Annotated in this window: 22 protein-coding genes; 21 read left to right on the plus strand and 1 reads right to left on the minus strand. The window is 73.2% G+C overall.

The window, feature by feature from the left end:
- The first annotated feature begins 34 nt into the window (after positions 1-34).
- The 4 genes from ACIRST_RS35230 (at position 35) to ftsH (ending at position 7,054) form a co-directional block, all read left to right on the plus strand.
- The gene (locus tag ACIRST_RS35230; protein WP_402807627.1) at positions 35-2,479 is read left to right on the plus strand and encodes a [protein-PII] uridylyltransferase; all 2,445 of its coding nucleotides are present in this window, start codon (positions 35-37) and stop codon (positions 2,477-2,479) included.
- Between the two features lie 124 nt (positions 2,480-2,603).
- Positions 2,604-4,166, plus strand: coding sequence for a signal recognition particle protein (ffh, locus tag ACIRST_RS35235; protein WP_350524631.1), 1,563 nt, complete (start codon positions 2,604-2,606; stop codon positions 4,164-4,166).
- Positions 4,167-4,284: 118 nt separating this feature from the next.
- On the plus strand, positions 4,285-4,809 hold the full coding sequence (locus tag ACIRST_RS35240; RefSeq protein ID WP_350524592.1) for a GNAT family protein: 525 nt from the start codon (positions 4,285-4,287) through the stop codon (positions 4,807-4,809).
- A 208-nt stretch (positions 4,810-5,017) separates the two neighbouring features.
- Entirely contained in the window at positions 5,018-7,054 is a 2,037-nt protein-coding gene (gene ftsH, locus ACIRST_RS35245; protein ID WP_402807630.1) for an ATP-dependent zinc metalloprotease FtsH, read from the plus strand.
- Between the two features lie 54 nt (positions 7,055-7,108).
- On the opposite strand, the gene ACIRST_RS35250 is transcribed toward ftsH, so the two are convergent.
- Positions 7,109-7,813 (minus strand): class I SAM-dependent methyltransferase, encoded by a 705-nt coding sequence (locus ACIRST_RS35250; RefSeq protein ID WP_402807633.1) that lies wholly within the window; start codon positions 7,811-7,813, stop codon positions 7,109-7,111.
- Between the two features lie 355 nt (positions 7,814-8,168).
- Between ACIRST_RS35250 and proS the strand changes: the two genes are divergently transcribed.
- The 17 genes from proS (at position 8,169) to whiG (ending at position 24,074) form a co-directional block, all read left to right on the plus strand.
- Entirely contained in the window at positions 8,169-9,581 is a 1,413-nt protein-coding gene (proS, locus tag ACIRST_RS35255; protein WP_402807636.1) for a proline--tRNA ligase, read from the plus strand.
- Between the two features lie 497 nt (positions 9,582-10,078).
- Positions 10,079-10,657 (plus strand): hypothetical protein, encoded by a 579-nt coding sequence (locus ACIRST_RS35260; RefSeq protein WP_350524588.1) that lies wholly within the window; start codon positions 10,079-10,081, stop codon positions 10,655-10,657.
- Positions 10,658-11,116: 459 nt separating this feature from the next.
- Complete coding sequence (rpsP, locus tag ACIRST_RS35265) at positions 11,117-11,545, plus strand: 30S ribosomal protein S16 (RefSeq protein WP_045700219.1); 429 nt, start codon at positions 11,117-11,119, stop codon at positions 11,543-11,545.
- Positions 11,546-11,547: 2 nt separating this feature from the next.
- Positions 11,548-11,787: an RNA-binding protein gene (locus ACIRST_RS35270; protein ID WP_030056773.1), complete on the plus strand. Its 240-nt coding sequence runs from the start codon at positions 11,548-11,550 to the stop codon at positions 11,785-11,787.
- Positions 11,788-12,005: 218 nt separating this feature from the next.
- Complete coding sequence (rimM, locus tag ACIRST_RS35275) at positions 12,006-12,626, plus strand: ribosome maturation factor RimM (protein ID WP_350524587.1); 621 nt, start codon at positions 12,006-12,008, stop codon at positions 12,624-12,626.
- Positions 12,627-12,748: 122 nt separating this feature from the next.
- Complete coding sequence (trmD, locus tag ACIRST_RS35280) at positions 12,749-13,567, plus strand: tRNA (guanosine(37)-N1)-methyltransferase TrmD (RefSeq protein WP_350524630.1); 819 nt, start codon at positions 12,749-12,751, stop codon at positions 13,565-13,567.
- Positions 13,568-13,721: 154 nt separating this feature from the next.
- Positions 13,722-14,072, plus strand: a complete 351-nt coding sequence (gene rplS, locus ACIRST_RS35285) for a 50S ribosomal protein L19 (protein ID WP_063347674.1) — start codon at positions 13,722-13,724, stop codon at positions 14,070-14,072.
- Between the two features lie 77 nt (positions 14,073-14,149).
- Entirely contained in the window at positions 14,150-15,121 is a 972-nt protein-coding gene (lepB, locus tag ACIRST_RS35290) for a signal peptidase I (RefSeq protein WP_402807640.1), read from the plus strand.
- Positions 15,105-16,046: a signal peptidase I gene (gene lepB, locus ACIRST_RS35295; protein ID WP_350524585.1), complete on the plus strand. Its 942-nt coding sequence runs from the start codon at positions 15,105-15,107 to the stop codon at positions 16,044-16,046. Before lepB (ACIRST_RS35290) ends, lepB (ACIRST_RS35295) begins: the two co-directional genes overlap by 17 nt.
- A gap of 241 nt (positions 16,047-16,287) precedes the next feature.
- Positions 16,288-17,292, plus strand: coding sequence for a signal peptidase I (lepB, locus tag ACIRST_RS35300; protein ID WP_350524584.1), 1,005 nt, complete (start codon positions 16,288-16,290; stop codon positions 17,290-17,292).
- Positions 17,293-17,434: 142 nt separating this feature from the next.
- Entirely contained in the window at positions 17,435-18,190 is a 756-nt protein-coding gene (gene lepB / locus ACIRST_RS35305; RefSeq protein ID WP_402807644.1) for a signal peptidase I, read from the plus strand.
- Between the two features lie 112 nt (positions 18,191-18,302).
- Complete coding sequence (locus ACIRST_RS35310) at positions 18,303-18,776, plus strand: NUDIX domain-containing protein (RefSeq protein ID WP_350524582.1); 474 nt, start codon at positions 18,303-18,305, stop codon at positions 18,774-18,776.
- Positions 18,777-18,830: 54 nt separating this feature from the next.
- Positions 18,831-19,157, plus strand: a complete 327-nt coding sequence (locus ACIRST_RS35315; RefSeq protein WP_030056781.1) for a DUF2469 domain-containing protein — start codon at positions 18,831-18,833, stop codon at positions 19,155-19,157.
- A 372-nt stretch (positions 19,158-19,529) separates the two neighbouring features.
- On the plus strand, positions 19,530-19,901 hold the full coding sequence (locus ACIRST_RS35320; protein WP_402807695.1) for a YraN family protein: 372 nt from the start codon (positions 19,530-19,532) through the stop codon (positions 19,899-19,901).
- A gap of 1 nt (position 19,902) precedes the next feature.
- Entirely contained in the window at positions 19,903-21,612 is a 1,710-nt protein-coding gene (locus ACIRST_RS35325) for a YifB family Mg chelatase-like AAA ATPase (protein ID WP_350524580.1), read from the plus strand.
- Positions 21,609-22,802 (plus strand): DNA-processing protein DprA, encoded by a 1,194-nt coding sequence (gene dprA, locus ACIRST_RS35330; RefSeq protein ID WP_402807647.1) that lies wholly within the window; start codon positions 21,609-21,611, stop codon positions 22,800-22,802. The genes ACIRST_RS35325 and dprA overlap by 4 nt, the downstream gene beginning before the upstream one ends.
- A 438-nt stretch (positions 22,803-23,240) precedes the next feature.
- Entirely contained in the window at positions 23,241-24,074 is an 834-nt protein-coding gene (gene whiG / locus ACIRST_RS35335) for an RNA polymerase sigma factor WhiG (RefSeq protein ID WP_396551928.1), read from the plus strand.
- Positions 24,075-24,227 lie beyond the last annotated feature (153 nt).

A 24,227-nucleotide genomic window follows, 5' to 3' on the forward strand; every position in this document is an offset into this window, starting at 1 on the left:
ACGGCTCACCCGCACGACGGACGGGACCCAGCGCATGACCACCGAGACCAGGCCCTCCGAGCCCGCCGACCACTCCGCCGCCCGGGCCGCGCTGCTCGCCGACCCAGGCCCGGTCGGCCGCCCCCGCCGCGAGGCGCTCGCCCGGCTCACCGACGACTGGCTGGCCGGGCTGCTCGCCGCCGCCGGAGCCCCGCCCGGCGTCGCCCTGGTCGCCGTCGGCGGGTACGGGCGCGGCGAGCTCTCCCCGCGCAGCGACCTGGACGTCCTGCTGCTGCACGACGGCCCGATCCCCCACGAGCTGCCCGAGCGGATCTGGTACCCGGTCTGGGACGCGGGCGCCAAGCTCGACCACTCAGTGCGCACCGTCGCCGAGGCCCGGGCGGTCGCCGCCGCCGACCTCAAGGCCCAGCTCGGCCTGCTGGACGCCCGCCACCTCGCCGGGGACCCGGCGCTCACCGCCGAGCTGCGCGCCGCGGTGTTCACCGACTGGCGCGCGAGCGCCCCCGCACGCCTGCCCGAGCTGCGCGAGCTGGCCCGCGAGCGGTCCGAACGCCACGGCGAGCTGTCCTTCCTGCTGGAGCCGGACCTCAAGGAGGCCCGCGGCGGCCTGCGCGACGTGGTCGCGCTCGACGCCGTCGCCGCCAGCTGGCTCGCCGACGCGCCCCGGGACGGCCTCGACGCCGCCGCGCTGCGCCTCGCCGACGTCCGCGACGCGCTGCACCTGGTCACCGGCCGGGCCACCGAGCGGCTGAGCCTGCAGGACCAGGACCAGGTCGCCGAACGGCTCGGCGTGCTGGACGCCGACACCCTGCTGCGCCAGGTCTACGAGGCCGCCCGGACCATCGCCTACGCGAGCGACGTCACCTGGCGGGCGGTCGAGCGGGTGCTCGCCGCCCGCAGCGGCCGGGGCCGGCGGGCCGTGCGGCGCGCCTTCCCGTTCGCCGCGCCGTTCACCGGAGTCGGCCGCGGCGCGGGCGCGGTGGCCCGGGGCGCGGTCGAGCGCCGCCCGCTCGCCGAGGGCGTGGTCGAACAGGACGGCGAGGCGGTGCTGGCCCAGGGCGCCCGCCCGGCCGCCGACCCGGTGCTGCCGCTGCGCGCCGCGGCCGCCGCCGCGCAGAACGGGCTGACCGTCTCGTACGCGACGGTGCGCCGGCTCGCCGCGGAGTGCCGTCCGCTGCCGGTGCCCTGGCCCGACGAGGCGCGCGAGCAGCTGGTCACCCTGCTGGGCGCGGGGGAGGCGGCCGTCCCGGTGTGGGAGGCGCTGGAGGCGGAGGGGCTGGTCACCCGGCTGCTGCCGGACTGGGAGCGGGTGCGCTGCCGTCCGCAGCGCAACGCCGTGCACCGCTGGACCGTGGACCGGCACCTGGTGGAGACGGCGGTGAAGGCCGCCGCGATGACCCGCCGGGTGGCCCGGCCCGACCTGCTGCTGGTCGCCGCGCTGCTGCACGACATCGGCAAGGGCTGGCCCGGGGACCACAGCGAGGCCGGCGAGGTGATCGTCCGCGACCTCGCCCCCCGGATGGGCTTCGGCCCCGAGGACACCGAGACCCTGGCGGTGCTGGTCCGCCACCACCTGACCCTGGTGGACACCGCCACCCGGCGCGACCCGGACGACCCGGCCACCGTCGAGGCGATCACCAAGGCGATCACCACCCTGCCGGAGCTGGAGCTGCTGCACGCGCTCACCGAGGCGGACGCACTGGCCACCGGCCCGGCCGCGTGGAGCAGCTGGCGGGCCTCGCTGGTCGGCGGCCTGGTGGCCCGGGCGGCCGCCCGGCTGGCCGGGGCCGGCACCGCGCCGGTGGAGGCGGCGCCCACCGCCGAGCAGGAGCGGCTCGCGGTCGAGGCGGCCCGCACCGGTGAGCCGGCACTGTCGCTGCACGCCCAGGCCGAGGGGGCGGACCCGGGCACCGAGCCGATGGGCGTCGAGCTGACCCTGGCCGTCCCCGACCGCCCCGGGCTGCTCGGCACCGCCGCCGGGGTGCTCGCGCTGCACCGGCTGACCGTCCGCTCGGCCGGACTGCGCGAGCTCGACCCGATCGGTGCCGGGCCCGTGCTGCTGCTGTCCTGGCGGGTGGCGGCCGAGTTCGGCGAGCTGCCCGAGGCGGCCCGGCTGCGGGCCGACCTGCGCCGGGCGCTGGACGGCTCGCTGGACGTCGAACGGCGCCTCGCCGAGCGGGACGCCGCCGCCCCGCGCCGCCGGGGCATCCCGACCCCGCCGCCGCTGGTCGCGGTGGCGCCCGCGGTGGCCTCGGCGACCGCGACCGTGCTGGAGGTCCGCGCGCACGACGCCCCCGGGCTGCTGCACCGGATCGGCCGGGCGCTGGACGGGGCGGGCGTCCGGGTGCGCACCGCGCACGTCTCCACGCTGGGCGCGGAGGCCGTCGACTCCTTCTACCTGACCGACGCGCAGGGCCGCCCGCTGGCCGCCCGGCGGGCCGGGGAGGTGGCGGCGGCGGTCCGGGCGGCGCTCGGCTGACGGGCGCCGGGAGCCGGGGTCGACGATGTCCGCGAACGGGGGTGGAGACCTCACCCGGGGCGGTTGGATACCCTGGGGGACGACGACCGTACCGATACCGATGCCGCAGAGGACCCGCGACGACGTGTTCGACACCCTTTCCGATCGCCTCGCAGCGACGTTCAAGAACCTCCGGGGCAAGGGCCGCCTCAGCGAGGCGGACATCGACGCCACCGCCCGCGAGATCCGCATCGCGCTGCTGGAGGCGGACGTCGCGCTGCCGGTCGTCCGGGCCTTCATCAAGCAGGTCAAGGACCGCGCCCTCGGTGCCGAGGTCTCCGGTGCGCTGAACCCGGCGCAGCAGATCATCAAGATCGTCAACGAGGAGCTCATCGCGATCCTCGGCGGCGAGACCCGCCGGGTGCGGTTCGCCAAGAGCGGCCCGACGGTCATCATGCTCGCCGGTCTGCAGGGTGCCGGTAAGACCACCCTCGCGGGCAAGCTCGGCCACTGGCTGAAGCAGCAGAAGCACACCCCGCTGCTGGTCGCCTGCGACCTCCAGCGCCCCAACGCGGTCAACCAGCTCCAGGTCGTCGCCGAGCGCGCCGGTGTGGCCTTCTACGGCCCGCAGCCGGGCAACGGCGTCGGCGACCCGGTGCAGGTGGCCAAGGACTCGATCGAGTACGCCAAGCAGAAGCAGTACGACGTCGTCGTCGTCGACACCGCCGGCCGCCTGGGCATCGACGCCGAGCTGATGCAGCAGGCCGCCGACATCCGCGCCGCGGTGAACCCGGACGAGGTCCTGTTCGTCGTCGACGCGATGATCGGCCAGGACGCGGTCACCACCGCGCAGGCCTTCCTCGACGGCGTCGACTTCACCGGTGTCGTGCTCTCCAAGCTCGACGGCGACGCCCGCGGCGGTGCCGCGCTGTCGGTCGCGCACGTCACCGGCCGGCAGATCATGTTCGCCTCCAACGGCGAGAAGGTCGACGACTTCGACGCCTTCCACCCGGACCGGATGGCCTCGCGCATCCTCGGCATGGGTGACGTCCTCTCGCTGATCGAGAAGGCCGAGCAGACCTTCTCGCAGGCCGAGGCCGAGAAGATCGCCGCCAAGCTGCGCGGCGGCCCGAAGCAGTTCACCCTGGACGACTTCCTGTCGCAGCTGGAGCAGGTCCAGAAGATGGGCTCGATCTCCAAGCTGCTCGGCATGCTGCCCGGCATGGGCCAGATCCGGGACCAGATCAACAACATCGACGACAAGGACGTCAACCGGGTCGGCGCCATCATCAAGTCGATGACCCCGACCGAGCGCGCCGAGCCGGAGCTGATCAACGGCTCCCGCCGGGCCCGCATCGCCAAGGGCTCGGGCGTCCAGGTCGGCGAGGTGAAGAACCTGGTCGAGCGGTTCTTCGAGGCCCGCAAGATGATGTCCGCGATGGCCTCCGGCAAGGGCATGCCCGGCATGCCGGGGATCCCGGGCATGGGTGGCGGCTCGAAGAAGTCCGGCAAGAAGGCCCCGCAGGCCAAGGGCAAGCGCAAGAGCGGCAACCCGCTGAAGCGGGCCCAGGAGGAGGCCGCGGCCGCCGAGCGCCGCGCGCTCGGCCCGGGCGCCGGCCAGCCGGCCGACGGCGGGGCGTTCGGCCTCGGCGCGGGCAAGGGCCCGGCCGACTTCGAGCTGCCCAAGGAGTTCAAGGACCTGCTGTAGGTCCCGACCGGTCCTGGATCCGTCCGGGACCGGTCCCGATCGGCCCCGGTCGGTCCTGGTCGGCCCGTCGTCCGGAGTTTCCGGGCGGCGGGCCGATCGTGTGTCCGATGATGGGGGCATGCGAGTGACGATCAGGGCCCCGAGGGCAGAAGACGCGGTTGTGTACGCCGACGCGGTCCGGCGGTCCGCCGACCACATCGGCCGGTGGAACCCGGTCGAGCCGGACGGGCTGCCCGAGCTGCTGGAGCGCCAGGGCGCGGGGCTGCGCACCTTCCTGATCCTCGACGGGGAGACCGGCGGGCTGGTCGGCAAGGTGAACGTCGCCAACATCGTGATGAGCCGGTTCTGCAACGCCACGCTGGGCTACGACGCGTACCTGCCGTTCGCCGGCACCGGGCGGATGACCGAGGGCATGCGGCTGGTCCTGGACCGCTGCTTCGCGCCGCAGTCGGCCGGCGGGCTGGGGCTGCACCGGCTGGAGATCAACGTGCAGCCCGACAACGAGCGCTCGGTCGCGATGGCCAAGCGGCTGGGCTTCCGGCACGAGGGCTTCTCGCCGCGGATGCTGTTCCTGCAGGGCGACTGGCGCGACCACGAGCGGTTCGCGCTGACCGCCGAGGAGTGGCCCGGCGCCGCGGCCTAGGCGTCGGTGGGGGCGCCCCGGCACAGCTGCCGGCGGGCAGGCGGAGCTGCTGGTGGGCAGGCGGAGCCGCTGGTGGAGGCGCCCGGCGCAGCGGCTGGTGGGAGGGGTTCGGGGCGGCCGCGCGGCCGGCTCCGGGCGCCCCCGGGCGGGCGCTCGGGCGCGGCGTTGCGGTTGGCCCGCCCGAGCACCTGTCCGTATCGTCCGGTGGGTGACCGAACCTGTGCCGCCGCGTCAGACCCCCGACCAGCCCTGGCGCTCCGAGGGCGCCCCGCCCCCGCCCCCGCCCCGACGGCGGATGCCCGGCGGCTGGACCGGTCTCGTCCTCACCGCCCTCGTGGTGTTCCTGATCTCCGACGTGCTGCTGTCCGTCTTCGGCAACGAGGGCGCCACCACGATCTCGTACACCGAGTTCAACAACCAGCTGAACAAGGGCAACATCACCAAGATCTACGCCAAGGGCGACGCGATCGAGGGCACCCTCAAGACCGCTCAGCCCAAGCCGGACGGCGGCAAGGGCGACTACACCGAGTTCGACACCCAGCGGCCCTCCTTCGCGAACGACAACCTGTGGGCCACGCTGCAGCAGCAGGGCGTCGAGGTCACCGCCACCTCGCCGGTCCAGCAGCGCAGCTTCCTCACCAACCTGCTGCTCTCGCTCGCCCCGATGCTGCTGCTGATCTTCATCTGGGTGCTGCTCGCCCGCCGGATGGCCGGCGGCCTCGGCGCCGGACCGCTCGGGCGCAAGACGCCGCCCAAGCCGGTCACCGCCGAGCAGGGCAAGCGCACCACCTTCGCCGATGTGGCCGGCATCGACGAGGTCGAGGCCGAACTCACCGAGGTCGTCGACTACTTGAAGAACCCCGACCGGTACCGCAAGCTCGGCGCCAAGATGCCGCGCGGCGTGCTGCTGAGCGGGCCGCCCGGGACCGGCAAGACCCTGCTGGCCCGGGCCGTGGCCGGCGAGGCGGACGTGCCGTTCTTCTCCGCCTCCGCCTCCGAGTTCATCGAGATGATCGTCGGCGTCGGCGCCAGCCGGGTCCGCGAGCTGTTCGCCGAGGCCCGCAAGGTCGCCCCGGCGATCATCTTCATCGACGAGATCGACACCATCGGACGCCAGCGCGGCGCGGGCGGCGGCATGGGCGGGCACGACGAGCGCGAGCAGACGCTCAACCAGATCCTCACCGAGATGGACGGCTTCAGCGGCTCCGAGGGCGTCATCGTGATCGCCGCGACCAACCGGTCCGACGTGCTCGACCCGGCGCTGCTGCGCCCCGGCCGCTTCGACCGGCGGATCACCGTCAGCCCGCCCGACCGGGAGGGCCGCGCCGCCATCCTGCGCATCCACACCCGCACCGTCCCGCTGGCCGGCGGCACCGACCTCCGGCAGCTGGCGAAGGTCACCCCCGGGATGACCGGCGCGGAGCTCGCCAACCTGGTCAACGAGGCCGCCCTGCTGGCCGTCAAGCGCCAGCAGGACGCGGTCAACGAGCGGGACCTCTCGGACGCCCTGGAGAAGGTCCAACTGGGCGCCGTGCGACCGCTGGTGATGCCTCAGGAGGAGCGCGAGCGGACGGCGTACCACGAGAGCGGGCACGCGCTGCTGGGCATGCTCCAGCCCGGCGCGGACCCGGTCCGCAAGATCACCATCGTGCCGCGCGGTCGGGCGCTCGGCGTCACGCTCTCCACCCCGGAGAACGACCGCTACTCGTACACCGAGCCCTACCTGCGCGGCCGGATCATCGGCGCGCTCGGCGGCATGGCGGCCGAGCAGGTGGTCTACGGGGTGATCACCACCGGCGCGGAGAGCGACCTGGAACAGGTCACCAACATCGCCCGCGGGATGGCCGGGCGCTGGGGGATGAGCGAGCGGGTCGGCCGGCTCACCGCGGTGCCCTCGGACCCGCAGGGCGCGTACGGGCTCTCCGCCGCGCCGACCACCCTGGACGCGGTGGACGAGGAGGCCCGGCGGATCGTCTCCGAGTGCTACGACGACGCGGTCCGGCTGCTGACCGAGCAGCGGCACCGGCTGGACGCACTGGCGGCGGCGCTGCTGGAGGCGGAGACGCTGGACGAGGAGGCGGCGTACCGGGCGGCGGGGGTGCCGCGGGACGGGGCCGCCGAGGGGGCCGCCGAGGGGGTCGAGGGAGCCTCCGCGGGGTCCGCGGGGTCCGCGGGGGCCTCTGCGGGGGCCGAGAAGCGTGAGGGGCCTGAGGGGCCCGACGGGAAGTCGCTCGGCCGGGCGTGACGCCGGCTGCCGGGGGCGCTCGCCACTGCGGCGGGCGCCCCCGGTTCACGTCTCCTAGCGAGGCCGCTCGGCGACCAGGTAGCGGAACACGTTCTCCATCCGGACCGAGCCGTCGGCGCGCAGGTACGGCTGCAGCGCCTCCTCCAGCTCCTTGGCCACCAGCGAGGCGCCGGAGAACTCCTCAGCCGCCTCGAACAGGCCGGTGGAGAGCAGACCGCGGACCGCGCTGTCGAGGTCCGCGTAGGCGAACGGGCAGCTCACCCGGCCGCTGCCGGCCGGGCGCAGGCCGGCCGGGCCGAGCAGGTCCTCCAGGGCTCCGGGCGCGCTGAGCTCGAACGGGTCGCGCGAGGTGGTGCGGCCCGCCATCCGCCGGGCCACGTCCAGCACCGGGGCGCTCTCGCAGCGCTCCGGCGGGCCCCAGGCGGCGAGCACCACGTGCCCGCCCGGAAGGGTGAGCCGGGCGGCCTCGGCCACCACCGGGAGGGGATCGACGGCGCCGGGCAGCTGCTCGAAAACCGTCACCAGCGAATGGGCCGAGCGGGCGACGGCGGCGGTCGGCCGGGGCCCGGCGCACACCCGCAGCCGGCGGTCGCGGGCCAGCTCGCGCAGCTCGTCCCGCGGCTCCTGCCCGGCGACCTGTGCGCCCCGCCCGGCGGCCAGCAACAGGGCCAGTCCGGACCGGCAGCCCAGGCCCAGCACGCTGCTCGCCGGGCCGACCTCCAGCCGGTCGTAGACCGCCTCGTAGAGCGGCACCAGCATGCGTTCCTGGATCTCCGCCCAGTCGCGCGCCCGCGCGGGCCCGGCTGCCCCGGGCTGCGGGTGGTGCGCGCGTGCGCCTGTTGGTCGTACGGTCGTGCCGGTCGTCCGAGCTGAAGCCATCGCGGCCTCCCATCCGGTCCTTCGGTGTGCTGCTACGGCTCCCCCAAAGTCCCGCCCCACTCCAGCGAACAGCGGGTCGGGCCCGGCGTCCAGAGGGGTGCAGGGTGGTGCGCGCGTGTCGCGGTGGTGCGCCCCCCGCCCCGCGGGCCGGTCCGGCGCCGACCGCGGGCGTGACACCGACGCGGGTGTGAATCCGATTCGAAGTCAGGGGGTCGCTCCCCGTACCATTCGCCCCATGGCTAAGGCACCCGTTCTCACCCCTCAGGCGGAAGACTTCCCGCGCTGGTACCAGGACCTCATCAACAAGGCCGAGCTGGCCGACAACGGTCCGGTGCGCGGCACCATGGTCATCCGACCGTACGGCTACGGCCTGTGGGAGCGGATGCAGCAGGAGATGGACGCCCGGATCAAGAAGGCCGGCGCGCAGAACGCCTACTTCCCGATGTTCATCCCGCAGTCCTACCTGACCAAGGAAGCGGAGCACGTCGAGGGCTTCGCGCCCGAACTCGCGGTGGTCACCCACGGCGGCGGCAAGCAGCTGGAGGAGCCGGTCGTCGTCCGGCCCACCTCCGAGACGATCATCAACGAGTACTTCTCGAAGTGGGTGCAGAGCCACCGCGACCTGCCCCTGCTGATCAACCAGTGGGCCAACGTGGTCCGTTGGGAGCTGCGCCCGCGCGTCTTCCTGCGCACCACCGAGTTCCTCTGGCAGGAGGGCCACACCGCCCACGCCACGTACGAGGACGCCCGTGAGTACGCCTCGATGATCCACACCCAGGTCTACGGCGACTTCATGACCAACGTGCTCGGCATCGACGTCGTGCTGGGCCGCAAGACCGCCAAGGAGCGCTTCGCCGGCGCCATCAACACCCTCACCCTCGAAGGCATGATGGGTGACGGCAAGGCGCTGCAGATGGGCACCAGCCACGAGCTGGGCCAGAACTTCGCCAAGGCGTTCAACACCACCTACCAGCTCCAGGGTGCCGAGCGCGAGCACGTCTGGCAGACCTCCTGGGGCGTCTCGACCCGCATGGTCGGCGGCCTGATCATGTCCCACGGCGACGACAACGGCCTGCGGGTGCCCCCGCGTCTGGCCGCCGTCCAGGCCGTCGTGCTCGCGATCAAGGGCGACGACGCGGTCATCGCCAAGGTCCGCGAGATCGGCGCCCGGCTGGAGGCCGTCGGCGTCCGGGTCGTGGTCGACGACCGCACCGACACCCCGTTCGGCCGCCGCGCCGTCGACTGGGAGCTCAAGGGCGTTCCGCTGCGCATCGAGGTGGGCCCGCGCGACCTGGAGAACGGCACCGCGATGCTGGCCCGCCGCATCCCGGGCGGCAAGGAGCCGGTCTCCATCGACGCCCTGGCCGAGCTGGTCCCGGGCGTGCTGGAGGAGGACCAGGCGCTGCTGCTGCGCCAGTCCCGCGAGCGCCGCGAGTCCCGCACGGTCGACGTCAAGAGCATCGACGAGGCCGTCGAGGCCGCCGCGACCGGCTGGGGCCGCATCTCCTGGGCCGAGCTCGGCGCGGAGGGCGAGGCCAAGCTGGCCGAGCAGGGCGTCACGGTGCGCTGCATCGTCGCGGCCGACGGTTCGGTGCCGCTGGCGGATGACCAGGACGGCAACATCGCGATCGTCGCCCGCGCGTACTGAGATCGGCTCCACCTCCGTTCCGGGCCGTTCCAGGTCGTTCCGGGCCGTTTCGCGGCTCTTCCGCGATCCGGGGATGTCCGCCGGATGTGCGCCGGTTGTTCGTTACCCGCAGGTAATGACCCTCGGCGGCGACATTTGCCCGGAATGCGGATGGGTAAGAATCCGGTAACTCTTCCGGGGGACTCCCGACCGTGGACATCCCTACTGGCCGGTCAACTCCCGGTATTAACGGAATAGCGGTACGGTGTACGGCCCGTGGCCCTGTCAATCAGGCGGGACCACGGGCCGTACGTCCTGGGGGCGACAGCCCGCCCCCCGGGACGGAATTCACCAGGTCCGCCGACTCTGCGACGGGCCGAAACAGGCAGGGGGTTGGTCTTGCGTCAGATCCGGAGCGTGCAATTCGCGCGCGACCTGGCATTCCTGGGAGTTCCCTGTGAATTCCCGAAGAACGGGAACATGCGGAACATCGGCTCGCACTCCATCGTTGGTCTAGCGTGAGCACGACACAGCCCCTCGTTCTCGCGGCCGAACTGGCCGCCGCCTGGAGCGACATCCAGGCCTACCACCAGGACCTCCCCGACCTGGCCTCGCCCGAGGCCCTGATCGGCGAATCCTCCTCGGCCTGTGGCACGCGGCTCGGTTTCGAGCGGCTCCTCCACGAGGCTGCCCACGGTCTGGCCGCGGCCCGGGACATCCGGGACACCTCGCGGGCCGGCCGCTACCACAACCGGCGCTTCCTGATGCTCGCTTCCGAGCTGGGCCTGGCGCACCCGGTCGAGCCGCACGCGAGCAGCGGCTTCTCCCAGGTGACCATGCTCAAGGAGACCCAGGAGCGCTACGCCGGGACCATCGAGCGCCTGGACCGCGCCCTCGGCGCACACCAGGAAGCGGTGGCCGGCGACGGCTCGACGCGTGCCTTCCGCGGTCCTGCCGCCCGGCACGGCTCCTCCGGGGGCGGCGTCCGGGTCAAGGCGGTCTGCGGCTGCGGACGCAACGTCCGGGTCGTGCCGTCGGTGCTCGCGCAGGCGTCCATCGTCTGCGGCGCGTGCCAGCAGCCGTTCAAGATCGCGTAAGTGGTCGACGGCCCGGCGGGGCTGCTGTGCGGGCAGCGGTCCGGCCGGAGCGAGCGGTACGACGGGCGCGTGAGCGCGTACGCGCCGTGCGGCGGGACGGTCGCACGGCGGATCGGTACGACGGCAGGGCGGTGACCGGCGCTACGAGCGGATCGGCGGCCACGGGCGGAACAGCCGCCACGGGCGGCTCGACGGCCACGAGCGGGACAACAGCAGAGCAGTACGACGGTGACTTCGTGGGCTGGACCGGGAGCGGGGGCTCCCGGTCGAGCCCTGTTCCGTCTCCCGGCCCGTGTGCAGGCGGTTCGCGCCGGTATGGCAGAATGGACAGCTGAGTACTCGGCAGCCGAGCAGGACCCCTCTCTCCTACGGCTGGCGTGTCCCTTGAACGGTCCGCCCCGCAACCCCACGCGACGGCGCGCCCGCTCACCCACGTCAACACCAGGAGAATCCACTCCCGTGGCAGTCAAGATCAAGCTCAAGCGTCTCGGCAAGATTCGCTCCCCGCACTACCGCATCGTCGTCGCCGACGCCCGCACCAAGCGTGACGGCCGCGCGATCGAGGAGATCGGCATCTACCAGCCGACCTACAACCCCTCGAAGATCGAGGTCGACAGCGACCGCGCCCAGTACTGGCTGTCCGTCGGCGCCCAGCCGACCGAGCCGGTGCTCGCCATCCTGAAGCTGACCGGCGACTGGCAGAAGTTCAAGGGCCTGCCGGCTCCGGCCCCGCTGAAGGTCGCGGAGCCGAAGGTCGAGGACTTCTCGCACCTGTTCGCCAAGGCCGTCGCCGGCTTCGAGGACGCCACCACCGGCGTCGCCATCACCCCGAAGGCCAAGAAGTCGGACAAGGCCGAGGCTGAGGCCGACGCCGCCGCCGAGGCCTGATCGTGATCGAGGACGCCCTCGACCACCTGGTGAAGGGCATCGTCGAGCACCCCGACGAGGTGCAGGTGCGTTCGCGCAACCTGCGTCGGGGCAACACCATCGAGGTGCGAGTGCACCCCGATGACCTCGGCAAGGTGATCGGCCGGGGCGGCCGCACGGCACGCGCTCTGCGCACCGTGGTCGGCGCCCTCGGCGGTCGCAACGTCCGGGTCGACCTGGTCGACGTGGACAACATCCGCTGACGCAGCTGCTCGTTCAGCCGTCAGGGCTTGGGGCCGACCGGGACGCATGTCGTCCCGGTCGGCCTTTTCTCGTTTCCCGGCAGCGCCCCGCGGCGCCGCCCTCGCACCACCGCACCACCGCACCAGCCCATCGCACCATCGCACCAGCCCTGCGCACCGGCCCTTCGCATTGCGTCGGGCGTTCGTCTCGGCTCAGGAACTCCAGGAGAACGATCACCGTGCAGCTCGTCGTCGGCAAGATCGGCCGTGCCCACGGCATCAGGGGGGACGTCAGCGTCGAGGTCCGCACCGACGAGCCGGAGCTCCGGCTCGGCCCGGGCGCCGTCGTGCTCACCGACCCCGCGTCGGTCGGGCCGCTGACCGTCGAGTCCGGCCGGGTGCACAGCGGCCGGCTGCTGCTGCGCTTCGCCGGCGTCAAGGACCGCAACGCGGCCGAGGCGCTCCGGGGCACCCTGCTCATCTCCGAGGTCGACCCGGAGGAGCGTCCCGACGACCCGGAGGAGTACTACGACCACCAGCTGATCGGCCTGGACGTGGTGCTGCTCGACGGCACCCTCGTCGGTGAGCTGACCGAGGTCGTCCACCTCCCGTACCAGGACCTGCTCACGGTGAAGAAGGCCGACGGCACGGAGGTGCTGGTGCCCTTCGTCACCCAGATCGTGCCGACCATCGACCTGGAGAACCAGCGTGCGGTGATCACCCCGCCGGCCGGGCTGATCGACCCGGAGCAGGCCGACGTCGCCGGTACGTCCTCGGCGGAGCGCGCCGAGGATGCGGCCGAGGAGTCGGCTGAGGGCTCGACCGAGGGTGCGGCCGAGGGGCCGGAGGAGTCGCGGTGACCGTCGAGGAGAACGGTGCCGTGCAGGGCGACGCCGTGCCCGGCGGTGCTGCGCAGAGTGGTGCGGTGCAGGGTGGTGGCGTGCCTGGCGGTGGCGTGCAGGGTGGTGGCGTGCAGAGCGGGATGCGCATCGACGTCGTCACGATCTTCCCCGAGTACCTGGAGCCGCTGAACATCTCGCTGGTCGGCAAGGCCCGTGCGCGCGGCCAGCTGGACGTGCACGTCCACGACCTGCGCGAGTGGACCCACGACGTGCACCGCACGGTGGACGACAGCCCGTACGGCGGCGGGCCCGGCATGGTGATGAAGCCCGAGCCGTGGGGCGAGGCGCTGGACGCGGTGGTCGCCGGCGGGCCCGAGGGCGAACTGCCCACGCTGGTCGTCCCGACCCCGAGCGGGCGCCCGTTCACCCAGGAGCTCGCCCAGGAGCTGGCCGGCCGCCCCTGGCTGGCCTTCACCCCCGCCCGGTACGAGGGCATCGACCGCCGGGTGATCGAGGAGGCCGCCACCCGCATGCCGGTGGTCGAGGCCTCGATCGGCGACTACGTCCTGGCCGGCGGCGAGGTCGCCGTCCTGGTGATGGTCGAGGCGATCGCCCGGCTGCTGCCCGGGGTGCTCGGCAACGCCGAGTCCCACCGCGACGACTCCTTCGCGCCGGGTGCGATGGCGGACCTGCTGGAGGGCCCGGTCTACACCAAGCCCGCCGAGTGGCGCGGCCGGACCGTGCCGGACGTGCTGCTCAGCGGCAACCACGGCCGGATCGCCCGCTGGCGGCGCGAGCAGGCCTTTGCCCGCACCCTGGCGAACCGCCCCGACCTGGTCGAGCGCTGGCAGTACGGCGCCTTCGACAAGAAGGAGCGGGAGGCGCTCAGCATCCTCGGCCTGGCCTGGGACGAGCAGCTCGGCCGATTTCGGTCCGTGGCCGGTGGTGTGGAAGAATAGGCCGCTGCTGTCTGTCGTTGGTCCCCTCCCGTAGGGGGCACGTGGACCGGCGCCCCCGCCACGGGGGGATCGTCGTCAGCCGATGCGGCCCGCAGCAGACCCCATTGTGACGATATTCCGTGGGCGGCCCGTGGCGCCTGCGATGGAGAGCAACATGAGCAACAAGCTCGCTGCTGTCGACGCGGCCTCGCTGCGTTCCGACATCCCGGCCTTCCGCGCCGGTGACACCCTGAAGGTTCACGTCCGGGTCATCGAGGGCAACCGCTCCCGTGTCCAGGTCTTCCAGGGCGTCGTCATCCGTCGCCACGGCGCCGGCGTCGGTGAGACCTTCACCGTCCGCAAGGTCAGCTTCAACGTCGGCGTGGAGCGCACCTTCCCGGTGCACACCCCGGTCGTCGAGAAGATCGAGGTCGTGACCCGCGGTGCGGTTCGCCGCGCCAAGCTGTACTACCTGCGTGACCTCCGCGGCAAGGCCGCGAAGATCAAGGAGAAGCGCGACCGCTGATCCACCGGCCCCCGGCCTCGCCGGGGGATCGGAGCGCTCTCGGGGGTCGAACGACCGCAAGGTAAGCTCACCCCCCGATGAGCACGCACGAACCACCCGCGGACCGCGACGGCAGTCCCGCACCCACCGGTGCGGACTCGCTGTCGCGGTCCGCGGTCGTTCCCGGCGGAGTTCCGGGCGTCGTCTCCGATGACGCGGAGGCCGGTACGACTGCCGCCGCCCCCGCCGACACCGCCCGGGATGGCGCTGAGCAGGGGGGCGCCGGGGAGCCGGGCAAGGGCGCTGAGCCGGAGCACGCGGAGCGGGAGGACGGCGCAGAGCAGCAGGACGGCGCAGAGCGAGAGGACGGCGCCGAGCAGGAGGAGGAGCCGGGCCATTCGCGTTCGCGTGACCTGCTGCTCTTGGCGGGGATCTGCCTGGCGTTCCTGCTCCTGGTGAACGCCTTCGTCGCGCGTCCGTTCGCGGTGCCCTCCGGGTCGATGGAGGACACCCTGCGCACCGGCGACCGGCTGATCGCCAACCAGCTCGCGTACGCCTTCGGAGGCCACCCCCGGCGGGGCGACGTCGTGGTCTTCGACGGGACGGGATCCTTCCGGCCGGAGTCCGCGAAGCCGCAGGGCTTCTGGGCCGACGCGCGGTCGGTCGCGCTGGACCTCGGCCTGGCCCCGGCCGGGGACACCATCTACGTCAAGCGCGTGATCGGTGTCGGCGGTGACCGGGTGACCAGTACCGGGCCGGGCGCGCCGATCACCGTCAACGGAGTGCCGGTGGACGAGACCTCCTACCTGTCCCCGGGGGACGACCCGTCGAGCGTGGCCTTCGACGTGGTGGTGCCGGCCGGCGAGCTGTGGGTGATGGGAGACCATCGCAGTGCCTCCCGTGACTCCCGCGACCACCTGGGCGAGCCCGGGGGCGGTTTCGTGCCCGAGAAGAAGGTGATCGGCCGGGCGGACTGGGTGGTCTACCCGTTCTCGCGCTGGACCGGTCTGGACCGGCCCGCGGCCTTCGCCGCGACTGCGGGGACGGGTGGGCATGGGGACCAGAGGTAGGGGTCGGCTCGCCGACCGACCGGCCCGCGAGCCGGACGGCGGAGGTCCGGAGGGCGCCCGCCCGACCGGGACCCCGCCGGTGCGCGGCCGGGCCGACCGCCGCCGCAGTGCCCGCCGGGCGGCGAGCCGGCGCAAGCGGTCGCTGGTGCGCGAGATCCCGATGATCATCCTGGTGGCCCTGCTGGTGGCACTGGTGATGAAGACCTTCCTGGTCCAGGTGTTCGTGATCCCCTCGGGTTCGATGGAGCAGACCATCCTGGTCGGCGACCGGGTGCTGGTGGACAAGCTGACCCCCTGGTTCGGCAGTGAGCCGCAGCGCGGCGACGTGGTGGTGTTCAAGGACCCGGGCGGCTGGTTGGAGAGCGACCGCAAGCCCTCCGACGACGGCCCGGTGCTGGGTGCGGCCAAGCAGGTGCTGACCTTCGTCGGGCTGCTGCCGTCCGACAACGAGCAGGACCTGATCAAGCGGGTGATCGGTGTCGGAGGGGACACCGTCGAGTGCTGCGACGCGCAGGGGCGGCTCAGCGTCAACGGGCACCCGGTGGACGAGACGTACCTCGCACCCGGCAACCCGCCGTCCCGACAGCCCTTCAAGGTGAAGGTGCCGCAGGGCCGACTGTGGGTCATGGGCGACCACCGGGACGTCTCCGCGGACTCCCGGTTCCACATGGGCAACCCGGGCCAGGGCACGATCCCGCTGAGCGGCGTGGTGGGTCGCGCGTTCGTGATCGCCTGGCCGCTGGACCGCTTCCATCAACTCGACGTGCCGAGTTCACTCTCCTCTCTCGACCGGGCTCCGCAGGCCGGTGGAACTGCCGGGGAATCCGTGGGCGTTGGGCCGGTTCCTGTGGAACCCCCGCTCGTTATGGGTGTGTTGGGCATCCTTCCGCTCGTCGTTCGTCGGCGGGGGCGGCCTCCGGAGTGAGCCGCGCCGGCCGCCGACCGGCCGGGCCTCGCGTGTGGGACCGCGAGCCGGATGCCTTGGAGTGATAGAGAAGTGCAGGTGCGGCCGGGAGCGGTCCCGGTCGTGCGTCAGGCTGTGCTGGTGTCAGGGGAGCCCGTAGTGGGCAGTCCTGGGGCGGTCATGGTCGTGGCGAGCGTGGTGCCCGCTGTGCGGCACTCTGAGCGCGGGCGCGCGGGCGTCCGCACAGCAGGGAGGAGACGTTGTGGGGGATTTGGTGATCGGTGCCCGTTCGGGCGCCGGAGAGCCCGAGGGCCCAGGCCGTCGGGCGGCCCGGTCCGCCGAGCCCTCGGCACCCTCGGCCGCGGTCGACGACGCGGCGGCCCAGACCGCCGACGAGCAGGGCGCGGGGTCCGAGGAGTCGCCGGAACCCTCGCGCTCGGAGAGCGGATCGGCGGACGGGTCGGAGTCGGAGTCTCCGGCCACGCCGCGCAAGCCGCGCTCCTTCTGGAAGGAACTGCCGATCCTGATCGGCATCGCGCTGATCCTCGCGCTGGTGATCAAGACCTTCTTCGTCCAGGCGTTCTCCATTCCGTCGGAGTCGATGCAGAACACGCTCCAGGTGGGTGACCGCGTCCTGGTGGACAAGCTGACCCCTTGGTTCGGGGCCGAGCCCGAGCGCGGCGAGGTCGTGGTCTTCCACGACCCGGGCGGCTGGCTGAACGACGAGCCGTCCCAGCAGAGCAGCAACTCCTTCGTCCGCGGTGTGCAGGACGTGCTCAGTTTTGTCGGCCTGATGCCCTCCGCCAACGAGAAGGACCTGATCAAGCGGGTCATCGCGGTCGGGGGCGACACCGTCGAGTGCGAGGGCGAAGGACCGGTCAAGGTCAACGGGGTCGCGCTCAACGAGCCCTACATCTACCCGGGCAACACCCCGTGCGGTGACCACCCCTTCGGGCCGGTCAAGGTGCCGAAGGGACGGATCTGGGTGATGGGCGACCACCGCGCCAACTCGCTGGACTCCCGCTTCCACATGGACCAGCCCGGTGGTGGCACCGTCCCGGTGGACAACGTGATCGGGCGCGCCTTCGTGGTGGCCTGGCCGATCCCCCACTGGTCGACGCTTCCGGTGCCTGCCACCTTCGACCAGAAGGGCCTGGCGGCGGCCGCGCCGATGGCACCCCCCGCGGCCGGTGCGGTGGGGGCCGTCGCCCTGCTGCCGCTGGTGCGTCGGGTGCGGGGCCGGGCGGAGGACCGGAAGGGGTCCTGAGCTCCACCGGGTTGTCCCCGACTCTTGCGCGGGCCGTGGTACCGACGAGTAATCTGCTCGGACGTGCCACGGCCCGTCGGCGTTCCCGCCGGTGCCTCCGGCGTGCCAGTGTTCTCCGGTCGGCCAGAGGTGGACGGTGTCGATGAGCAGTGTCGTGGAGCAGACGGCCGACCGCCCGTCCGCGCCCGTCCGCGAGCGCCCGCGGCTCGCCGCGGTGCTGCAGGGCGTCGCGCTGGCGCTCGGGCTGGTGCTGATGATCGGCGGCTTCGCCCTCATCGCGGTCGACTACCGGCCGTACAACATCCCCACCGCGTCGATGCACCCGACGCTGCAGGTCGGGGACACCGTGCTCGCCCGCAAGGTCGGGGGCGCGGCTGTCGGGCGGGGCGACGTGGTGGTCTTCCGGGACGAGGCCTGGGGCGGCGAGCTCATGGTCAAGCGCGTGGTCGCGGTCGGCGGGGACACCGTCGCCACCAGCGGGGACGACCGACGGCTGACGGTCAACGGACAGCCGGTGGACGAGCCCTACCTCGCGACGCAGGGCCGGCAGGGCGAGTCGTTCAGCGTGACGGTGCCGCAGGGCCGGCTGTTCATGCTCGGCGACAACCGCGTCGGCTCGCTCGACTCCCGCACCCACCTGGAGGTCGACGGCGGCACCGTCCCGGCCACCGCCGTCGAAGCCAGGGTCGAGGCCACACTGAAGCCCTTCGGACGGGCCGGCCTGCTCGACCGCACCCCGGCCTTCGACGGTTTCGCGGGGCCGAGGGCGTCGCAGCCCGGCCCGCTGGAGCCCGCCGCGTACGCCACCGTCGCCGGTGCGGCACTGATCCTGGTGACCTCGGCGTTGGGCGGGGTGGCTGGCCTGGCCCGTCGGCTCCGCCGGGGGCGCAGCTCCTGAGCGGGGCCGTCGCGGCGCGGGCCGCTCTGCCGAACATCGCCCCGGACGGACGCGCCGGGTGGCAGGATCGGTAGCGCCACCGATGCGAACGGAAGGAGCGTGAAGAGCTGCCATGACGGCACAGCGTCGCAAGGCGGCGCGGATCCTGCTGCTGGACGGGCTGGACCGCATCCTCCTCTTCCTGGGCGCCGATCCGGCCGTTCCCGGGGAGACGTGGTGGTTCACGCCCGGGGGCGGCTTGGAAGCAGGGGAGGACGTGCGCGAGGCCGCCGAGCGGGAGCTCGCGGAGGAGACCGGCTTGCGGGGTGTGGACCTCGGGCCCTTGGTGGCGTACGGCACGGTGTCGTTCTCCTTTCGGGGACAGCGCTACGAACAGGAGCAGTGGTTCCACCTGGCCCGGACCACGGAGACGGGCCTTGACCGGTTCGGCACGGGCGCCGACGAGCACGCCCAACTGCTCGCGGCGCGCTGGTGGACGGTCGAGGAACTGAGGGGGACCGGCGAGACGGTCTATCCGGCCGGCCTGGCGGACTTCCTGGAACGGCTGCTGGTCGAGGGCCCGCCGGTGGACCCGGTACGGCTCTGACCGTGGGTGCGGTGGTCCACAATGGGTGGACGTGACAAATGAGGGGACGCCTGGATGAGTGCCGAAGATCTCGAAAAGTACGAGACCGAGATGGAGCTCAAGCTCTACCGGGAGTACCGGGACGTCGTCGGCCTGTTCAAGTACGTGATCGAGACCGAGCGACGGTTCTACCTCACCAACGACTACGAGCTGCAGGTGCACTCGGTCCAGGGCGAGGTGTTCTTCGAGGTGTCGATGGCGGATGCGTGGGTCTGGGACATGTACCGGCCGGCCCGGTTCGTCCGCAAGGTCCGGGTGCTGACCTTCAAGGACGTGAACATCGAGGAACTCGCGAAGAGCGATCTGGAGCTGCCCTCGGACGAGTCCGGCTTCGGGAACTGACGTTGAACGACTCCGCCCCGCGTTGTCCAGCCGAATTTCGCGGGGACGGGGCTTCTCACCCCTGCGGGTGACAGAAGTTGTCCACAGGCCCGAGTTATCCACAGGGAAACGTGATTTCCGGGCCTCGTGGTGCGCGGTGGTGCAGCCTCCTCGGCGGAGGTGGTCACCATGCAGCACACCGTCACGCAGGACCAGGCCGTACCGGACACGGCCGCGCTGGAGGCCGTACCGGACACGGCTGTTCCGGGTCCGGCCGTACCGGACACCGCCGCACCGGCCCCGGCCGGAGCCGGGAAGAAGCCGCGGGGAGCGTCGGACCGCAGCACCCGGACCGGGCTCGGCCGCTACGGGGAGCGGGTCGCCGCCCGCCGCCTGGCGGAGGCCGGGCTCCGCATCCTCGACCGCAACTGGCGCTGCGTCGAGGGCGAGCTGGACATCGTCGCCCTCGACGGCGACACCGTGGCGGTCTGCGAGGTGAAGACCCGCTCCGAGCGGGGGTTCCAGCAGCCCACCGAGGCCATCGACCGGGCCAAGGCCGCACGGCTGCAGCGCCTGGCCGAGCGCTGGATGGCCGAGCGCTGGCCCGGCCACTTCGCCCGGCTGGCCGGGGCCGACGACGACGTGGCGCCGACGGATCCGCACTGGCCGCCCGCCCCGCCGGGCGGGGTGCGGATCGACCTGGTCGCCGTGGTCAACCGGGCGCGGGGTGCGGCCCTGGTCGACCACCTGCGGGGGGTGGTCTGAGATGGCCTTCGCCCGTACCTGCTCCGTCGCGCTGGTCGGCGTCGACGGGGTGATCGTCGAGGTCCAGGCCGATCTGGAGCCCGGGGTGGCCGCGTTCACCCTGGTCGGCCTGCCCGACAAGGCGCTCACCGAGGCCCGTGACCGGGTCCGCGCCGCGGTGGTGAACAGCGGCGAGGCCTGGCCGCAGCGCAAGCTGACGGTCGGCCTCAGCCCCGCCTCGGTGCCCAAGAGCGGCAGCGGCTTCGACCTCGCGGTGGCCTGTGCCGTGCTGGCCGCCGCCGAGCGGCTCGACCCGTCGTCCATCGCCGAACTGCTGGTCATCGGCGAACTGGGGCTGGACGGCCGGGTGCGGCCGGTCCGCGGGGTGCTGCCCTCGGTGCTGGCCGCGGCCGACGCCGGATACGAACGGGTCGTGGTCGCCGAGCAGACCGCGCCCGAGGCCTCGCTCGTCCCCGGCGTGACGGTGATCGGAGTCCGCAGCCTGCGCCAGCTGGTCGCGATCCTCACCGGGGCGACGGCACCGGAGGAGCCGCCCGATCCGATCAGCGGCCGACCGGATCCGTTGATGGCCGGGCTGATGCTGCCCAGCGCCGGCGTGCGGGGCCTGCCCGACGACAGGGCGGCCCGCCTCGACATGGCCGACGTGGCCGGTCAGTACGAGGCACGGCGAGCCCTGGAGATCGCCGCCGCCGGAGGACACCACCTCTACCTGAAGGGGCCGCCGGGCGCGGGCAAGACCATGCTGGCGGAGCGGCTGCCCGCGCTGCTCCCGCCGCTGACCCAGAAGGAGGCCCTGGAGGTCACCGCCGTGCACTCGGTGGCGGGCCTGCTCCCGGTCGGGCGCCCGCTGATCGACACCGCGCCCTACTGCGCCCCGCACCACTCCACCACGATGCCCGCGATCGTCGGCGGCGGCAGCGGGCTGCCGAGGCCGGGAGCCGTCTCACTGGCCCACCGGGGCGTGCTGTTCCTGGACGAGGCGCCGGAGTTCCCGGTCCGGGTGCTCGACGCGCTGCGGCAGCCGCTGGAGTCGGGGCAGGTGGTGATCGCCCGATCGGCCGGGTCGCTCCGGCTCCCGGCCCGCTTCCTCCTCTGCCTGGCCGCCAATCCCTGCCCGTGCGGCCGGCACTCACGGCGGGGCGAGGGCTGCGAGTGCACCCCCACGATGGTCAGCCGCTACCAGGGGCGGCTCTCCGGGCCGTTGCTGGACCGGGTCGACCTCCAGGTCCAGGTCGCTCCGGTGACGAGGGCCGAACTCATGGAGCGGGACGCCTCGGCGGAGAACACCGAGACCGTCGCCGCCCGGGTGCTGGCCGCCCGGGAGCGTGCGGCGGCCCGGCTGGCGGAGACGCCGTGGCGGACGAACGCGGAGGTGCCGGGCCACGAGCTGCGCACGCGCTGGCAGCTCGCGCCCGGCGCGCTCAACGACGTCGCGCGCCAGCTGGAGCGGGGCATGCTGACCGCCCGGGGTCTGGACCGGGTGCTCCGGGTCGCCTGGACGGTCGCCGACCTCGCCGGCCGCGACCGGCCGGACCAGCGGGACGTGCGCACCGCCCTGGTCCTGCGCACGGGGGTGGAGCACGGGCTGCCACTGACCGAACGGATCTTCGGCCGCCTCGGGGGCATCCCGGCCCAGCGCGGCGGTCCGCCGGAGGACGGACCGCCGGGGCGGGGCAGCGAGCGGACCGGGAACGCGGAGGACGAGGCATGAACCAGCCGGTGCAGCACCCCCACGGCACGACCGGGGTCGAGGCCGACCCGGCCGTCGCCGCGACGGCGTCCGAACCCGAGCGCCTCGCCCGCGTCGTGCTCAGCCGGCTCAGCGAACCGGGCGACGCGGTGATCGGCCGCTGGCTCGGACAGCTCCCCGCCGTCGAGGTGGTCCGGGCGATCCGGGACGGTACGGTGCCCGACCACCCCGGGCTCGACTCCACCCGGCTGACCGGGTACCAGGCGAGGCTCCCGGGGCCGGACCCGGAGACGGACCTGAAACGGGTACGGCGCGTCGGTGGACGGTTCATCATTCCGGGGGACACGGAATGGCCCAGTCAACTCGACGACCTCGGGGACGGACGTCCCATCGGCCTCTGGACGACCGGCACCGGCTCGCTGCGGCTGCTCGCGCTCCGCTCGGTCGCGATGGTGGGCTCCCGCGCCTGCACGGCCTACGGCGCTCATGTCGCCGGAGAGCTGTCGGCCCAACTCGCCGAGCGCGGTTGGGTGGTGGTGTCCGGCGCCGCCTACGGGATCGACGCGGCCGCGCACCGCGGCGCACTCGCCGTCGGCGGGATGACAGTCGCGGTGCTCGCCTGCGGAGTCGACGTGGCCTATCCCAAGGGGAACGCCGAACTGATCCGACGGATCGGTGTCCAGGGCCTGCTGGTCAGTGAACTCCCGCCCGGGGAGCACCCGACGCGCTTCCGCTTCGTCCTCCGCAACCGGGTCATCGCGGCACTCACCCGGGGCACCGTGGTGGTGGAGGCGGCGGTCCGCAGTGGAGCCCTGAGCACGGCGAGACGCGCGCGCGACCTCAACCGCCACACCATGGGCGTCGCCGGCCCGGTGACCTCGGAGCTCTCGGCCGGTGTGCACGCCCTGATCCGCAGCGGCGGCGCCACCCTGGTCACCGACGCGGCCGAGATCACCGAGCTGATCGGGGCGATCGGGGACGACCTGGCCCCGCAGCGCAGCGGACCGGTGCTGCCGCGCGACCTGCTGGAGCCCGCGGTGGCCAGGGTCCTGGAGGCCGTGCCGGCGACGGCGGAGGGCGCGCCGGTGGAGCGGCTGGCCCGTAAGTCCGGGCTTCCGCCGGACGAAGTGCTCCAGCGGCTCTACGAGTTGGGCTCGCTCGGCTACGTCGAGCGACACGGCGCGCACTGGCGCATGGTGCGGAGGAGGTGACCGCCGGAGCGGAGAACACCCGTGCGCCGGGGGAGGGCGTGTCCGAACCGCCCGGCTGACCTGCTGATCCGGTTCTTCCGCTCGTGTGCCCGGATCCGGTGAGTGAACGCCACCGGATCGGGGGACGACCGAGTGGCGGTAGCGCTTTGCAGTGAGTCGGTCACGCTACGCTCCACATGCCTTCCCTATCAGCACATGACTCGGCAGAACGGCGCAGACCAACGCATGCCCACACACATTCCCGGACACAGAGTGACCGGTGGCGCTCGGTCCTCGGGAGGGCCGAGGACCGAGCGGCGCCCCTCGACCGAGTTCCCGTCCAAGTCGGCGGGGACGATGGGAGGCCTGTCGCGGCAGGGCGGCCGGCCGACGGTGGTGCCAGGCCAGCCCGCGGAGGCGACCCAGGGGGCCGAGGCGGTCCGTGCCGCCGACGTGCCGGTGGGCACTCCCGCCGACCCGCCCGGAGACACCGGGCAGGCCGGGCAGGCCGGCAGGGACGTCGCGGTCCGGGGCCGCAGCGCACTCGAAGAACTCTGGCGCTCCTACAAGGAGACCGGCGACCAGCGGCTGCGTGAGCAGCTGATCCTGCACTACTCACCGCTCGTCAAGTACGTGGCGGGGCGGGTCGGGGTCGGTCTGCCCTCCAACGTCGAGCAGGCGGACTTCGTCTCCTCCGGGGTCTTCGGGCTGATCGACGCGATCGAGAAGTTCGACATCGACCGCGCCATCAAGTTCGAGACCTACGCGATCAGCCGGATCCGCGGCGCGATCATCGACGAGCTGCGCGCCCTGGACTGGATCCCGCGCTCGGTGCGGCAGAAGGCGAAGGCGGTCGAGCGGACGTACGCGACGTTGGAGGCCCGGCTGCGCCGGACGCCGCACGACCCGGAGGTCGCGGCCGAGATGGGCATCGCGATCGAGGACCTGCACGCCATCTTCAGCCAGCTGTCGCTCGCCAACGTGGTGGCGCTGGACGAGCTGCTCCACCCGGTGGGGGAGGGCGGCGACCGGCTGAGCCTGGTGGACACCCTGGAGGACCACGGCGCGGACAACCCGGTCGAGGTGGCCGAGGACCGCGAGCTGCGCAGGTTGCTGGCCCAGGCCGTCAACACCCTGCCCGAGCGGGAGAAGACCGTGGTGACGCTCTACTACTACGAAGGTCTCACCCTCGCCGAGATCGGGCAGGTGCTGGGGGTGACGGAGAGTCGGGTGAGCCAGATCCACACCAAGTCCGTCCTCCAGCTGCGCGCCAAGCTCTCGGACGTCCGCTAGCGCGCGGATCCGGTCGCGCGCCCACTCGGCAGCGGGGCCGCCGCGGCCGCCGGACCTGCCCGGGACTGCCGCGGCCGCCGGGACTGCCGGACCTGCCGGGACTGCCCGGCTTACCAGGACTGCCGGCGTCGCCTGCGGCTGCCCGGGCCGGCT

Origin of the sequence: Kitasatospora sp. NPDC101447, from assembly GCF_044767225.1 — a bacterium.
Lineage (GTDB): Bacteria > Actinomycetota > Actinomycetes > Streptomycetales > Streptomycetaceae > Kitasatospora.